This window comes from Solihabitans fulvus, from assembly GCF_008386585.1.
In the GTDB taxonomy this organism is placed as follows: domain Bacteria; phylum Actinomycetota; class Actinomycetes; order Mycobacteriales; family Pseudonocardiaceae; genus Solihabitans; species Solihabitans fulvus.
Genome location: NZ_VUOB01000002.1, coordinates 239,770 through 254,710, shown reverse-complemented (window position 1 = coordinate 254,710; position 14,941 = coordinate 239,770). Strand labels below are relative to the sequence as shown.

At 71.1% G+C, this 14,941-nt stretch carries 12 protein-coding genes and 1 pseudogene; all 13 read right to left on the bottom strand.

Annotated elements, in window-relative coordinates; all coding sequences use genetic code 11:
- A pseudogene (locus tag F0L68_RS02485) lies at positions 1–339 on the bottom strand (hypothetical protein); the annotation flags it as partial.
- Positions 336–866 carry a SigE family RNA polymerase sigma factor gene (locus F0L68_RS02480; RefSeq protein ID WP_149847728.1) on the bottom strand — a complete coding sequence of 177 codons (531 nt, stop codon included), beginning with the start codon at positions 864–866 and terminating at the stop codon, positions 336–338. The gene F0L68_RS02480 and the pseudogene F0L68_RS02485, both read right to left, overlap by 4 nt.
- A 113-nt stretch (positions 867–979) precedes the next feature.
- The gene (locus F0L68_RS02475) at positions 980–3,706 is read right to left on the bottom strand and encodes an RICIN domain-containing protein (RefSeq protein WP_149847727.1); all 2,727 of its coding nucleotides are present in this window, start codon (positions 3,704–3,706) and stop codon (positions 980–982) included.
- A gap of 209 nt (positions 3,707–3,915) precedes the next feature.
- Positions 3,916–5,751: an RICIN domain-containing protein gene (locus F0L68_RS02470; RefSeq protein ID WP_149847726.1), complete on the bottom strand. Its 1,836-nt coding sequence runs from the start codon at positions 5,749–5,751 to the stop codon at positions 3,916–3,918.
- 171 nt (positions 5,752–5,922) lie between these two features.
- A complete protein-coding gene (locus F0L68_RS02465; RefSeq protein WP_149847725.1) occupies positions 5,923–7,392 on the bottom strand; it encodes a non-reducing end alpha-L-arabinofuranosidase family hydrolase in 1,470 nt (489 codons plus the stop codon).
- A 343-nt stretch (positions 7,393–7,735) separates the two neighbouring features.
- On the bottom strand, positions 7,736–8,194 hold the full coding sequence (locus F0L68_RS02460) for a nucleotidyltransferase domain-containing protein (RefSeq protein ID WP_149847724.1): 459 nt from the start codon (positions 8,192–8,194) through the stop codon (positions 7,736–7,738).
- Positions 8,191–8,991 (bottom strand): ATP-dependent sacrificial sulfur transferase LarE, encoded by an 801-nt coding sequence (gene larE / locus F0L68_RS02455; RefSeq protein ID WP_149847723.1) that lies wholly within the window; start codon positions 8,989–8,991, stop codon positions 8,191–8,193. The genes F0L68_RS02460 and larE overlap by 4 nt, the downstream gene beginning before the upstream one ends.
- A complete protein-coding gene (gene larC, locus F0L68_RS02450; RefSeq protein WP_223198423.1) occupies positions 8,991–10,139 on the bottom strand; it encodes a nickel pincer cofactor biosynthesis protein LarC in 1,149 nt (382 codons plus the stop codon). Before larC ends, larE begins: the two co-directional genes overlap by 1 nt.
- Entirely contained in the window at positions 10,136–10,834 is a 699-nt protein-coding gene (larB, locus tag F0L68_RS02445; protein WP_149847722.1) for a nickel pincer cofactor biosynthesis protein LarB, read from the bottom strand. Before larB ends, larC begins: the two co-directional genes overlap by 4 nt.
- Positions 10,831–11,961 (bottom strand): glycerate kinase, encoded by a 1,131-nt coding sequence (locus tag F0L68_RS02440; protein WP_149847721.1) that lies wholly within the window; start codon positions 11,959–11,961, stop codon positions 10,831–10,833. Before F0L68_RS02440 ends, larB begins: the two co-directional genes overlap by 4 nt.
- Entirely contained in the window at positions 11,958–13,241 is a 1,284-nt protein-coding gene (larA, locus tag F0L68_RS02435; protein WP_149847720.1) for a nickel-dependent lactate racemase, read from the bottom strand. Before larA ends, F0L68_RS02440 begins: the two co-directional genes overlap by 4 nt.
- Positions 13,241–14,098 (bottom strand): amidohydrolase family protein, encoded by an 858-nt coding sequence (locus tag F0L68_RS02430; RefSeq protein WP_149847719.1) that lies wholly within the window; start codon positions 14,096–14,098, stop codon positions 13,241–13,243. Before F0L68_RS02430 ends, larA begins: the two co-directional genes overlap by 1 nt.
- A complete protein-coding gene (locus F0L68_RS02425) occupies positions 14,095–14,940 on the bottom strand; it encodes a fumarylacetoacetate hydrolase family protein (protein WP_149847718.1) in 846 nt (281 codons plus the stop codon). The genes F0L68_RS02430 and F0L68_RS02425 overlap by 4 nt, the downstream gene beginning before the upstream one ends.
- Position 14,941: the final 1 nt, after the last annotated feature.

Below are 14,941 nucleotides of genomic sequence, written 5' to 3'. Positions count from 1 at the left end.
GAGCACCAGGTCGCCGAAGGCGGGCGGCGCGGCCGAGCCGACGGTGGCGCGAGAGGAGGCCGGGGAGCTGGATGTCGTGGTCGGGCTCGGGACGACGAGAGTGGTCTCGCCGTTCGGGCGCGCCGGCGTGGTCGGGATGACTCCGGCGACGGCGAGGCCGGCGATGGCCAGGACGCCGGCCGCGACGGAGCCGACGAGCGCCACCTTGGGCCACGACCGCACCCTGCGGCGGACGGTGGTGCCGGCCATGCCGCGGTGCACGCGTGCCAGCATCCGGTCGCGGTCGGGCTGGTGTGCCTCGGCCGCCTCGCGCAGTCGCCTGCTGATCTCCTCGTTCACCGGCTCCCCCTCTCCGCTGCCAGGTCCCCGGCCGCTTGCACTCCGAGGAGCCGTTCCAGCTCCACCAGTCCCTTCGAGGTCTGGCTCTTCACCGCACCGACCGAGATTCCCAGCGCATCCGCGGTGTCCTTCTCCGACAGGTCGAAGGCGTGCCGGAGGATGACGCAGGCCCGCTTGCCGAAGGGCAACCGGCCGAGCGCCGCCCGCACGTCCACGACGGCGGCCACGTCCGGACTCCGCGCCTGCTGCGAACCCGGTGACCAGAACAGGGCGATCCGGCGGCGCTCGCGGGTCGCGCTGCGGATTCGTTCCCGCGCGAGGTTCGCGACCACTCCCCTGGCGTACGCCAGCGGATGCTCGGCCTGGCGCAGCCGGTCCCAGCGCTGCCACAGGGCGATCAGCGCGTCCGCGGCAAGGTCGTCGGCGGCATCGGTCTCGCCGGTCAGCAGACGGGAGAGACGAGCCAGCTCGGCGTAGTGCCGTTCGAAGAAGTCGTGGAACTCCGCCGACGCGTCATCGAGGAGCATGTGTCCCGGTTGCTCTCTTCCTACCCATGCGCCCCAACGAGGGAGGCAACGTACCAGTGGCCGCCGGTCGGGCCTGGCGCTCGCGCCGACCCGACCGGCGGCAGGGCCGGTGGTCAGGACACGTCGCCGTACACCACGCCACGGCCGTTGGTGCCCAGATAGACCCGGCCGAACACAGCGGGGTCACCGGTGATGGCGCCGCTGCCGCCGGCCCCGCCGTACTGGTGCCGGTCGTCGTTGATCCGTACCCACGTGGCGCCGCCGTTGACGGAGCGGAAGACCCCGGTGACGCCGTTCACCGTACCCACGAGGTAGCCGGCCGGGTAACTGGCACCGGGAGCGGCCTTGCCGAAGCCGACGGCGCTGGCCTCCCCGACGCCGCCCACCTTGCTGAAGCGCGCCCCGCCGTCGGTGGAGTGCGACAGGCCGCCGACGCCCGCGATCCACAGGTCCCCGGCGCTGCCCGGCGCCGCCTTGAGGCGTCCATCGGCGAGCCCGTTGGCCCGAGCGGTGAAGCTCCGGCCGTGGTCGGTGCTGGCGAACAGGGTGCCGCCGCTGAGGGCGTAGAAGCTGCCCGCCGCGGCGCGGTCGGCCACCACGACCGTGCCCTTGGGCAGGCCCGAGGACGCCGTCCAGGTCGCGCCCCGGTCGGTGGAGACGTAGGGCGCCTGCCCCGACGCAGTCCACACCACGGTGCCGCCGTCGGCCGAGATCGCCACGCTGCCGCCACCCGCGGCGCTCACCGGGGCCCCGGCGAACGGCGTCCAGCTGACGCCGCCGTCCGTGGAGTAGGCGCCGCGCTCCGCGCTGCCGTAGCCGACGCGGACCGCGATGTTCGGCTGGGCCTCGGCGAAGTCGATTCCGGTGGTGTTGTTGAAGCGCGGTCCGGACGAGGCCGCGGCCGGCACCCTGTCCAGGTCGTCGTGGCGGAATCCGCCGACGTCGCCGAGTGCGCTGATCAGCTTGCCGCCGGGCGGCGCGACCAGGCCGAGGACGGCGGTCTCCTCCAGCCCTTTGACCGGGACGGTCCAGTGCGTGGCGCCGCCGTTGTCCGCCTCGGTGACGTCCTTGCTGGCCCAGAGGCCCGATCCGGTGCCGTACATCACATGCCCCGAGTCGAACGGATCGAGGGCGAGCGCCCCCATCCAGTGGCCGATGCCGGTACCGACGTACGGCGCCCCGGAGGAGTCCCGGACGGACGTGGCCCCGAGGGCCTTCCAGGTGGCACCGCCATCGGTGGAGCGGTAGAGCTCGTCCGAGGGCCACCAGCGGTCGAGGGTGGTGACCATCACCGTGGACGGGTGCTGCGGGTCCACCGCAAGCCCGGCGTAGCCGAAACTGGTGGCGGGGATCGGCGAGACGTCCTTCCAGGTTCCGCTCGACGGCGTGTGCTTCCACACCGACCCGGCCTTCACTCCGTTCGGGCCGAGGGAGTCGGTGTAGGTCACGTACAACGCACCGTCACCGGACAGAACGCCGTGCTGTGGCAGCTGCCCGGTGGGCTGGCCGGGCACGGCCTGCCAGGTGCTGCCGCCGTCGGTGGACCGGTACAGCGAGGTGGTTCGGTCGGCGGCACCGACGTAGATCGTCCTGCTGCCGGCCGGGCCGAAGGTCACGAACGACAGGCCGGCTCCGCTGCTGGCACCGTCCTTGACGGGGAACGCGGCGACCTGGCTCCACGTCACGCCGTAGTCGGCGCTGCGCCACAGCCCGTTCTTGCGGGTGCCCAGGTACAGCGTGCCGTGGTCGGTCGGGTCGATCGCGAGCCGTTCGCCCGCGGACCGGCCGTCCTCGTTGCTGCCCAGCTTGAACGGCAGGTCGGTGCGCTGGAACGTCCTGCCCTGGTCGGTGGAGCGCAGGATCGCGGCGTTGGTCGACCAGTCCTCGGTGGAGTCGCCGGCCGCGAGGTACAGGCGATCGGGGTCGACCGGATCGGTCGCCACGCTCTCGATGCCCATCAGGTTCCAGTCCGCGATCCAGTCGGTCAGCGGGAGCCACTGGCCGGCCGTGTTGTCCCAGCGGTACGCGCCGCCCATGTCGGTTCGCGCATACAGCAGGCCCCTGCGCGTGGGGTTGAAGATCAGGCCGGTGACGAAGCCACCGCCCCCGATCTGGACGTTTCGCCAGGTGTAACTGCCCGGACTGGCTGAGGTCGCAGCTGGCGGGACGGACGCGGGCGGCGGGGCGGAAACGCTGGTGGAAGGCTTGGGCGCGGTGGCCCGGGCGGGAACCGAGGGCTTGGCGGGGCTGTCCGCCTTCGCCAGCTTCCACTGCTGGTCCATGCCGCCCCGATCGGCGGACGGGACGACCGCATGGCCGTCCGCGCCGTCGTTCACACCAAGCGCCAGGCCGCTGTCGCGCGAGACGATCTTCACCGCCCCGTCACCGGCATCGCTGAGCTTCCACTGCTGGGTCACGGCGCCGGTGTCCGACTGCTGCTCGATGTCGGCCCGCGCCGTGGCGGCCTTCCGTACTCCCAACACCTTCCCGCTGTTGTGATTGACCAGCTGGCAGTAACCGTCGTCGACGAGCTTCACCTGCCACTGCTGGCTCGCCGCGTCGGTGGTGCGCTTCTCCTCCTGAATCCGGACGCCGTCCGCGTCGTCCGCGCCGGCCACGTCCAGCGCGTTGCCGCTGCGCACGGAGACGAACTGGTAGTAGGTGGTGGGGTCCACCGCCACGGCCGCCGCCTTCGGTCCGTCCCGCGTCAACAGCAGGAAGGAACCGACCAGCGCGGATACGCCCAGGACCAGGGCGATCGCCGTCCAGCGGCGGCGTCTGCGCTGCGCGGCGCCACCGCGCCGACGCACGGGTCGGCGGGTGGGCTCGGTCTCACTCATCGCGGCTCTCCTCGAATCCGCCGCGCCTCGCGCACGGCTCATCGTCATCGGTTCCGCCTGCTAGTTGCCGCCGCTGCCGAAAAGGTTTCCGCCCGACGAGGATTCGTCGTGCTGTTCTCCGGCAGGAGGTCCAGCACAGTACGAAACACGGCAGCCCCGACCCCTTCTTGACCAAGGGGTCGAGGCTGCCGTCTCGTGGCTGAGCGGGGTCAGTGCACCATGAAGTCCTGATTGGTCCCCGGCGCGTTCTTGCACGGCCACTGGTCCAGCTGCTGGCCGAGGTTGCTGCCGGCGCCGTACACGTCAAGACACAGGCCGCTGTTCTGGTTGCGGAACTCGTACGAGCCGTCGGACTGCTGCACGGGCTGCCACAGGCCGGCGGTCGCTGTGGCGTTCGGGGGTTCCTGCACGATGTCGGGAGTGCCCTGCGCGGTGGAGTTGCCGGCGACCACCACGTCCTGACCGGAGTTCTGCGCCCGGAGCTCGCCGTAGCCGCCGGAGGACGGCACGAACTGGAACTGCTGGTTGGCCTGTGCGCCGCAGGTCCACTGGTTGATCGCGGCGCCGGCGGCCGAGCTCGCGCCGTACACGTCGAGGCACAGGCCGTTGTTGGCGACCGCGAGTTGGTGGTAGCCGCCGGGGAAGCCGCCGCCGCTGGACGAAGCGGGCGTCAGGTAGACGGCGAACGCGTCGTGCGATGCCTGGAACGTGATCGGCACGGTGATCGATCCGTTGGAGACGCTGACGTTCTGGTTGTACACAACCTGCGGCGCGGACAGTGGGGCCTGGTCGGGAATGCGGTTGACGGTGACGTTCACGGAACCGTTGTTCGCCAGCCAGGGGACCGACGCGAGGCCGTTGAACGTCACGGACGACCCGCCTGTGTACCCGTTGGAGTCCCCGATGATGGCGACCGCCCGCTTGGCGGTGGCGTCCTCGGACGCGGAGATCGCCGTCGAGCCGACCTGGCCCGAGGTGGCCACGAGGGTTCCGGTCAGGTCGGCGTAGTCACGAAGGGCCCACCAGTTGCCAGTCGGCTGCCACGTCCCGCCGCTCTGGGTCAGCACGCCGGTCAGGTTCGGTGTCACGCAACAGACCCAGTTGCCGCGCATCGCGTTGGCGTATCCGGACTGGGCGAAGCGCGCCAGGTACCACGCGGTCACGCCGGCGGTCTGCCGGTCGGCCGGCTGGTACTCGTTCGCGGACAGCGGCACCGGGCCGATTCCCGCCCTCGACAGGGCGTTGTTCAGGGACTGCGAGACGGTGACCGGGTCGTCGACGTCACCCTCGTTGTGGTTGGTGATCATGTCCGGCACCGTCCCCGCCGCCTTCACGTGCGCCAGCCACGTCTGCCACTGGTCGGGCCGGCTCTGCGGCGTGTACGCGAACGACGGGCCGACGATCTGCGCTCCCGGCGCGATTCGGCGGATCTCCCGGTAGGCGGCGTCCCACATCTGGAAGTACTGGGCGCTGTTCACGCCCCGCGTCCAGAACACCGAGATGTCCGGCTCGTTGTCGATGTCGTAGGCGAACTTCAGCCCCGACGCCTGCAACGCGCCAACCGACGCGTCGATGAAACTGACCCAGTTCGAGCAGTTTCCGTTGTCGCAGGGGTACATCGTGTTCGACGGCTGGCCGCCGTTCATGCCGTAGATGTCCGTGAGCAGCGCCTGGTACTGAACGTGGTACGGCGGTTGGGTCAGCCGCTTCGCCTGCGCGGTCATCGAGCTGATGTCGGCCTTGACGGCGGATCCGTACTGGTAGTTGTCCTTGATCCAGCCGCCGGAGAACCACCCACCGCCGCGGAAGGCGTTCATGCCGAGCGGCCGGAGGAACTGATCCGCCGGCTGCGTGCCGTCCTCGGTGATGCCGTAGAGGAATCCCTCCCCCACTCCGGTTGACGGTCCCAGCTTCGACGCGAGATCCACGCTCAGCGACGCGGCCGGCGCCGCGTGGCCGGCGACCGGCGTCAGCGCGGGGAAGGCCAGCGCCAGAGCCGCGCTCGCCGCCACCAGCAGCCGGCCTGGTCCGGTTGTCGTTCTCATCAGTTCCTCCAGCGGTACCGCGAGACAAGGGTGGTCAACTGCGACGCCGTGGCCGACGACGACGTCGACGCCGTTGCGAACCTGACCCGCCCGCAGGTCGGCCGAGAGGAACCCCAGCCGCCGGGCGGCTGGGGTTCCTCCCCGAGGCAGGCGTCGGTCAGGCGTCGGTCGTTAGCGCCGCAGCGTCAGGACGCCCGGCCGCCATGGCAGTTGGTCGTAGGGGCCACCGGCGTTGGGGGACTTGCCCTGGTAGAGGAACTGGAGGTTGCAGGGGTCGATGGTCATGGTCTGGTCCGGGTTGTTGCGGACCAGGTCACCGTGGCTGATGTCGTTGGTCCAGTTGGCACCGCTGTTCGCCTTGCCAGCGAAGGGGTTGCTTTCGCTGCTGGCCTGCGGAGTCCACGAACCGTTCAGGCTGCTGGCCGTGAACGAGCGGAAGTAGCGCCCACCCGCGCCCATCGCCTCGACAATCATCAGATACTGGCTCTGGCCCTGGACCTTGTACACCTGGACCGCCTCGAACAGGTTGTTCGTCGAGTCGCTCATGACCGTCGTGTACGACGAGCCGAAGTTGCCGGGGAAGTTCCCGATCGGCATGCTCGCCCGGTAGATCTTGCCGTTGTCACCGGCGAAGAACAGGTACATGTTCGTGCCGTCACCGATCAGGGTCTGGTCGATCGGGCCGGTGCCCGAGCCGGAGATGCTGCCCGTGAACAGCGGCTGCGGCGAGGACCAGCCGTTGGGGTTGGTGGGGTCGCTCGACGTGCGGTAGATGAAGGGCCAGGCACCCCACTGGTAGGCCAGCACCCAGATGTTCTTCGGCGCGAAGTAGAACAGTGTGGGCGCCACCGCGGCCTGGCTCATCCCGATCTGGCCGGCCGAGCCCATGTCGGACCAGTTCGAGAAGGGACTGAAGGCCATCGAGCCGTACGACGATCCCGAGACGTTCGACGCGTAGACGAGGTGCTTGCCGTTGTAGACGACGTTGGTGAAATCCTTGAGCGAGACCCACCCGTTCTGCGGCGTCGCCAACGCACCTGTCGACGTCCAGTGGTACGTCGACGGAAGAGTGCAGTTACCGCCTCCCCCGGTCGTAGTCGTGGTCGGCGGGGTCGTGGTGGGCGGGGTTGTCGTCGACAAGCCCGTCCACTTCTGGTTGCTGCCGCCGTTGCACGTCCAGATCTCCACCGCGCTGCCGTTGGCCGTACCGGCACCCGTGACGTCCAGGCAGAGCCCGGACTGCACCCCGACCACCGTACCGTCGGAGTTCACCCGCCACTGTTGGTTGGCCCCACCGTTACAGGTCCAGATCTCCACCCGGGTACCGGCGGCGGTCGCGCGGCCGGGCACGTCGAGGCACTTGCCGCCATACACCGTCAACTGGCCGTTGGCCGTCAACGTCCACTGCTGGCTTCCACCGCCCGAGCAGTCGTAGATCTGTAGGTAGGTGCCGTCGGTCTGACTGGCGTTCGGTACGTCCAGGCACCGACCCGAACCGACACCGTTCAGTGCGCCGGTGACGTCAGCCAGAGCCGTGTGGGTCCCCAGCGTCACCCCCAACGCCACCACCGCGACCATCGCCGCGGCGCCGAGTACAGCGATCAGGGTTCGACTCCTGCGGCTTGTGCTTCCCCTGTTCATGACGATCTTCTCCCAGCCGGCTTCAGGTCCACTTCTGGTTGCTCCCGCCGTTGCACGTCCAGATCGGCATTCCCGTGAGTGAGACGACTGTTATCGCTAACATATGTCGCGCCAGCCTGTGGTTCCGAGAGGAAGATTGTCAATCCATGCGCCAAGACACCCGGGGTCCTGCCGCCGGGTCCGGGCGATCTTGCCACTTCAAGGCTATGACCCAAGGTCCACAAAGGACATCCGGGCAGTGAAAGTTACAGACACGCGCGGACTGAATACGCCACAGCGGGTCGGCCGTCCTGGTCAGCCGAAGGACGCGGAGAGCTGTCGCGGCGGCGCGGACGCGGTCGGCTCACTGATCCTGCGCGCACGCCGCGACGAGCGCGGCGAACAGTTCGTTCCTGTCGTACACGGGGCGCACGCCATCGCAGACTACGCGCCGCGTCCCCGGGTCAACCGGCGACGTGTCCGCCCACGAGGGCGTGCCGACGCACACCTCGATCTCCAGGCCCGACCCGGTGACGAACCGCCACTCGGTGACCGGCCCCCAGGTGCGGTTGACGACGAATGCACCGAGGCTCAACTCTTCGGCCAGTGACGCGGCGTCGTACCGCCTCGGCTCCTCGGTGAGCAGCAGAAGATCCACGTCCGAGTCCTCGCGCGCGGCCTGCCTGGCCCACGAGCCGACGAGCAGCACACCGACGACGTCCTTGCGTTTTTCAGCCCACTGTGCGACCCGCTGGAGCAGTTCCTCGACCTCCCGTCTCCGTCCGGTCGACGTCGCGGTGCTGTCGAACCAGTGAGCGTTCACTCGTGGTTCAGCGCCCCGGACCGGAACGCCGCCAGTTCGCCCCCCTCGAACCCCGCCGCCCGCACGACGTCGACCAGCGCCAGCCGGATCTCCTGCCGGTCGGCCAGGTGCGGGTCGAGCTCGACCCGTCCGACGTCGCCGAGGTCACGGACCCGCAGATCCCGGGTCGGGATGCCCGCGTCCGCGAGCCACGCCCGGACCGCCACCTCGGCGCGCTCCACCCTGGCCAGCCGCGCCGGGGTGATCGCGATGCCGTACCGGACCCGGCTCGCGAGGCACGGCATCGCCGGCTTGTCCCAAGTGGACAGAGACCAGAGGCGGCTGACCGCGCGGACATCGGCCTTGGACATCCCGAGGTCGCGCAACGGGGTGTGCACGCCGATCTCGTCGCCGGCGCGGATGCCGGGGCGGAACGGGTCCCTCGCGTCGTCGGCGTTCGCGCCGGTGGCGACCGCGGTCAGGCCGTGCTCCGCTGCGACCGTGGAGATCCGGTCCAGCACCGTGGACTTGCAGAAGTAACAACGGTTCCGGCCGTTGGCGGCGTAGTCGGGGTTGTCGAGTTCGGCGGTCTCCGGCGTCAGGTGCCGCACGCCGAGACGGTCCGCGAACGCCGCCGCGTCCGCCAGTTCGGCGGCGGCCAGACTCGCCGAGTCGGCGGTGACGGCCAGTACCGCGCCGGGCCCCAGCGCGCGGGCTGCGGCGGCGAGGACGAGTGCCGAGTCGACGCCGCCGGAGAACGCCACGGCGAGCGGGCCGATCTCGGCGAGGCGTGCCACGAGTTGTGCGCTGTTGTCCATCAACTCTCCTCCGGCTTCTCCGCGGCCACGGCGAGCACCACGCGTAGTGGCAGACCTGTCTGCCTGGCGACTGCGACGGCGTCGTCGTACTCCGGCTTGCCGTGGTGTGGACCGTGTTTGCGGCGCACCGGCATTCCGTGCACCTGCACGATGTCGGTGCTGCGGTCCGCTGCGGTCCGACGCACGGTGGTTCGCCGCACGCCGAGGGTTCCCGTCTCGGCGAGGATCAGCCGTTCGAGCTCGTCGGCCGTCTCGGGAGCGGCGAGCGCGTGCAGGACGTGCGCCGGCCGGCCCTTCTTCATCACGGCTGGTGTGACCCAGCTGTCGAGGGCGCCGGAGTCGAGCAGGTGACCGACGACGTAGCCGAGCAGCTCACCGGTGACGTCGTCGAGGTTGGTCTCCAGCACCACCAGGTCCCGCACGTCCGCGGTCTCCAGCTCGCCGAGCCGGACGACCGCGACGTTGGGGCGGTCGGGCAGGGTCCGGGTGCCCGCGCCGTACCCGGTGGCGGACAACCGCATCGGGGGCGGCGGGCTGTAGTCGGCGGACAGCGCGCGCAGGAGCGCGGCGGCCGTCGGCGTGACAGTCTCGCCGACCAGAGGAGTACCCGTGACCAGTGCGCCGCGCAGCAGGGCGGCGGTTGCCGGGGCCGGACAGGGCAGGACGCCGTGGGCGGTGCGGACGGTGCCGCTGCCGAGCGGCAACGGTTCACAGTGGACGGTGCGGACGTCGAGGGCGCGCAGTGCCGCGGCCACGCCGACAATGTCCACGAGGGTGTCGTGGCCGCCGAGTTCGTGCAGGTGCACCTCGTCCGGGTCCTCGCCGTGCAGGTGCCCCTCGACCTCGGCGATGGCGCGCAACGCCGCGGCCGCCGTGTCCGCCACCGCGCGGTCGCGGATCCGGCCGGCCATGGCGATCAGTTCGCCCGCCCTGCGGCTGGTGGCGTCGTCGGTCACCGACACCACGGCCCGACTACTGGCGAGGCCGTGGGTCACCACGCGGCTGACGGCGAGGTCCCAGCCGGTCAGGCCGGTGTCCGTGACGGCGGCGCGGATCGCCTCCAGCGGTGCGCCCGCGTCGACGAGGGCCGCCAGCAGCATGTCACCGGCCAGGCCGGCAAACGGGGAGATGAGGCAGACGCGAGTCACGTCGTGCTCCGGTTGACAACGCGGGAGAGGCGGAAGGCGGCCATCGCGGCGCCGAAACCGGAGTCGATGTTGACCACGGTGATGCCGGCGGCGCAGGAGGCGTGCATGGCCAGGAGGGCGGTGATGCCTTCCAGGCCGGCGCCGTAGCCGGTGGAAGTGGGGACGGCGACCACCGGACAGGCGACGAGGCCGCCGATGGCACTGGCGAGCGCGCCTTCCATACCGGCCACGACGATGACGGTGTCGGCGGCGCGCAGGCGGTCCTGTTCGGCGAGGAGCCGGTGCAGGCCGGCCACGCCCACGTCGGTCACGGTGGTGACGGTGAGACCAACGGCGGCGGCGATGGCGGCGGCTTCGCGGGCCACGGGCTGGTCGGCGGTGCCCGCGGCGGCGACGACCACGGCGAACCCGATCGGTGCGGCGGGGCGCCACAGGAGCAGGCGGGCCGAGGCGTCGTAGGTACTGCCCGGGACCGCGGCAGCCGCGACCTCGGCCAGGACGGCGGCGGCGGTGTCGCCGTCCACGCGGGTTGCGAGAACCGGGCCGGTGTTGTGCCGCAACAAGGTGCGGGCGATCGCGGCGATCTCGGCGGCGGTCTTGCCGGTGCCGTAGATGACCTCGGGCAGTCCCTGGCGGGCTTCGCGGCCGATGTCGACCCGCGCGAAGCCGAGGTCCACCGCCTCCGATCCGGTCATGCCGCCCCTCCTCGCGCGGCCACGGCGGGCAGTTCGCGCCCGATCTCCGTCAGCAGCGCGGGCGCCCGGCTGATCGAGGCATCGAGGCCGCCGGCGCGTTCCAGCAACGACCACGCGGCCACCACACCGACCTCGCGCATGCGGGCAGCGGAGAGCCGGACGTCGCCGGCCACCACAACGACCGGCACGCCGTGCCGTCGAGCCGCCGACGCCACTCCGACGGGGGCCTTGCCGCGCAGGCTCTGTTCGTCGAACCGGCCTTCCCCGACCACGACGAGGGAGGCGGCGCGCAGGGCCTGCTCGACGCCGGCCTCGCCCAGGACGAACTCCGCGCCCGACACGCGCCGGGCACCGAGAGCGGCGAGGGCGGCGAAACCGGTGCCGCCGGCCGCGCCCGCGCCAGGTGACTCCCGGAAGTCGCCGCCGATCTCGGCCGCCACGACCTCGGCGAACTGCCGCAGCCCCCGCTCGAGGACCTCCACGTCACGCGGGGACGCGCCCTTCTGCGGGCCGAACACCGCTGCGGCGCCGGACGGGCCGGTCAGTGGATTGTCCACATCGGACACGAGAGTCACTCGCGCCAGCCGTAATCTGAAGTCCAATGTGGACAGATCGACGTTGGCCGCACCGGTCAGGGCCGCGCCGCCCGGCCCGACCGGCGCGCCGCGCGAGTCGGTGATGCGGGCGCCGAGGGCGCGCAGCAGGCCCGCTCCCCCGTCGGTGGTGGCGCTGCCACCCACCGCGAGCACGATGTCGAGACAGCCGTGGTCGAGCGCGGCGCGGATCAGCTCGCCGGTGCCGTGGCTGTCGGCGACGAGTGGTGCCGCCACGCCGCCGGGGAGCACGTCCAGGCCGCTCGCCTGGGCCATCTCGATCACCGCGCGGGACCCGCGGACGGCGAACGCGGCGCGTACCGGACGTCCGGTCGGGCCGGTGACCTCGACCCACACCTCGCGGTAACCGGCTCCGGCCAAGGCTGCCAGGGTGCCCTCGCCGCCGTCGGCGACTGGCATCGCCACCGCACGGCCGCCCGCGGCTTCCACGCCGGCGGCGACCGCCGCGCAGGCCTGCGCGGCCGTGAGGCAACCGCGGAACTTGTCAAGGCAGACCAAGACCGAGCCGTTCATCGGGGTGCTCCGGCGACGTACGGGATCGTCTGCGGGCCCTCGGGCAGGACGCACAGCCGAGCCTCCGGTCCGGCCGCCGCAAGAGCGTCCGCCACCGTGCGGGAGACGTCCTCGGTCTGCTCCAGGTGTGCGGTGGCGAGCTCGGCGTCGCTGAGGTACGAGGTGTGCATGACCACCCGGCAGGCGGCCTGGATCCGGGCCTGGATCTGCACCTGCCACTGGTCCGGCACGGTGACCTGGCGCGCGGAGATCTCCGCGAACAACTCCGCAGGCGAACCCGCGGAGGCCAGCACCTCGCGGTACGAACCGTGATCGGGGAAGCCGTCCCGGCACTCGGCCGCGCACACGATCGTGCCGCCCGGCTTGGTCACCTGGTAGGCGGCCGACATCCCTTTCACCGCCTGGTAGAGGTTCTGGTCGAGCGGATAGCCGGAGTTGGTGGTCACGACCACGTCGAAGAGTTGGGGCACCGGCTGCATGGCGACCTCGCGGGCGGTGCGCACCGCCTCCGCGTGCATCGCGAGCAGGTCCCCGCCGAACGCGGCGACGACCTCCTTGTCCTGGTTCAGCACCACGTCGAACCCGTACGTCACGCCGGTGGCGGCCGCGATGGCGCGCACGTCGTCGTGCACCGGGTTGCCCTCGATGATCCCCCAGGTCGCCATCGGGTGCCCGATCCGGTGCGCGTCGTGCAGCACCAGCACGGTCTCCAGTGCGGCGAGGCCGGGCGCGACCAGCTTCGGCCCGCCGGAGAACCCGGCGAAGAAGTGCGGCTCGACGAAACCGGTGGTGATCCGCACGTCCGCGGCGACCCATTCGCTGTTGAGCCACACCGGAACACCCGCGCCGAACTCGCCCAGCCAGGTCAGGCTCGCGCGGTCGCGGGAGTCGTGGTTCACGATCCGCACCGTGTCGACCACCTCGTCGCCGAACATCTCGCGCAGCTCGGCCTCGGAGTTGCCCCGGTGCGTGCCGGTCGCGACCAGCACCACGACGTCATCGAGGTCGACCAGTCCGTCGAGCTCCGCCAGGATCGCCGGGATCATCAGCTCGCGGGGCTGCGGACGCGTCCCGTCGCAGGCCGAGATGGCCACAGTCTGGCCACGGCGCACGCGCTCCCGCAGCGGCGGACCAGCGACCGGGACACGCAGCGCCCTGCGCAGAACCTCCCCCGGTGGCTCGGAGATCCGGTGGTGTTGAGGAGTCACGACCGTGGTCACGGCCGGATCGACCCGCAGATCCAGCCCCTGCTCGCCGTAGGCCAGCCGAACCGTGTCCATCAGTTGGCCCCCAACCGGTAGACGCGGGCGGCCGTCGCACCGAAGATCTGATCGCGCTCGCCAGCGGAGAGGCCGGCGCACAGTTGCGAGGCCGCACCGAGGACGTCCTCGTAGGAGGCCGCGAGCAGGCAGACCGGCCAGTCCGTGCCGGCCATCAGCCGGCGCGGACCGAACACCTCGAGCGCGACGTCGACGTAGGGCCACAACTCCTCAACAGTCCATTGTGGACCAATCTCGGTTACCAGGCCGGACACCTTGGCGACCACGTTCGGTTCCGCCGCCAACGCCGCCAGCTGGGTCGCCCACGGTCCCAGCAGCCGGCTCGCGATGTCCGGCTTGGACAGATGGTTCAACACGAACACCAGGTCCGGCACCGCCCGCGCCGCAGCCACCGCCGCCGGCAGCTGGTGCGGCCGGGTCAGCACGTCGTAGGCGAGCCCGGCGTCGCGCACCGCGCGTAACCCGGCCAGCACGTCGGGACGCGTCAGCCAGTCCGGGTCGGGCTCGGACTGCACCAGGTGCCGAATGCTCACCAGCCGGTCGCCACCCGGCCCCGACCTCAGCCGGTCGAGCTGCTCGGCGACGTCGGACGCGGTCAGGTCGACCCAGCCGACGACGCCAGCGATCAGGTCGGATTTCCCTGCCAGGGCAAGGAAATCCACCGTCTCGTCAAAGTCGTTGAGCACCTGGACCAACACGGTGGCGTCCACGCCGGCCGACCCTGTCGCCGCACGCAGGTCCGCGAGCCCGAAGTCACGCCGGATCAGCGTCAGTTCCGGCCCGTCGAGCCAGTCCTGCGGCCGCGCGGAGAGATCCCACAGGTGGTGGTGGGCGTCGATCCGGCGCACCGCGCTCATGCCTGACCGACCCGCTGCCGCTGGACGCCGAGGCGGTCGACGCCGATCTCGATCGTGTCGCCGGCGCGCAGGTACCCGAAGTCGTTGACCCCGAGCGCGACCCCAGCAGGCGTGCCCGTGTTCACCACGTCACCGGGTTCGAGGACCATGAACTGGCTGAGGTACCAGATGACGTGGTGCACGCCGAACAGCATGTTCTTGGTGTTGCCGTCCTGGCGGAGCTCGCCGTTGACGCTCAGCCTCAGGCCGAGCGCCTGCGGGTCGCCGACCTCGTCGGCGGTGACCAGCCACGGCCCCAACGGGTTGAACGTCTCGCAGGACTTGCCCTTGGTCCACTGGCCGCCGCGCTCGATCTGGAACTCACGCTCGCTGACGTCGTTGGAGATCGCGTAGCCCGCGATCACCGCCGCCGCGTCCTGCGGGCTGTCCAGGTAGCGCGCGGTGGCGCCCAGAACGACGGCCAACTCCACCTCGTAGTCGGTCTTCGCGCTCGCCCTCGGCACCAGCACGGTGTCGTTCGGCCCGACGACCGTGTTGGTGTTCTTCATGAACACCACGGGCTCGCTCGGCGGTTCCGCCGCCGTCTCCGCCGCGTGGTCGGAGTAGTTGAGCCCGATGCACACCAGGGCGCCGGGACGGGCGACGGGCGCGCCGATCCGCATCCCCGTGACGTCCAGCTCCGGCAGGCCGGTCAGGGCCTCGCGCACCCGCGCCACCCCGCCGCCCGCCAGGAAGTCACCGTTGATCTCGCTCGTCACCGGGCGCAGATCCCGCGCCTGACCGGCATCGTCGAGCACAGCCGGAATCTCGGTGCCGGGATCGCCCACTCGTAGCAGTCGCATT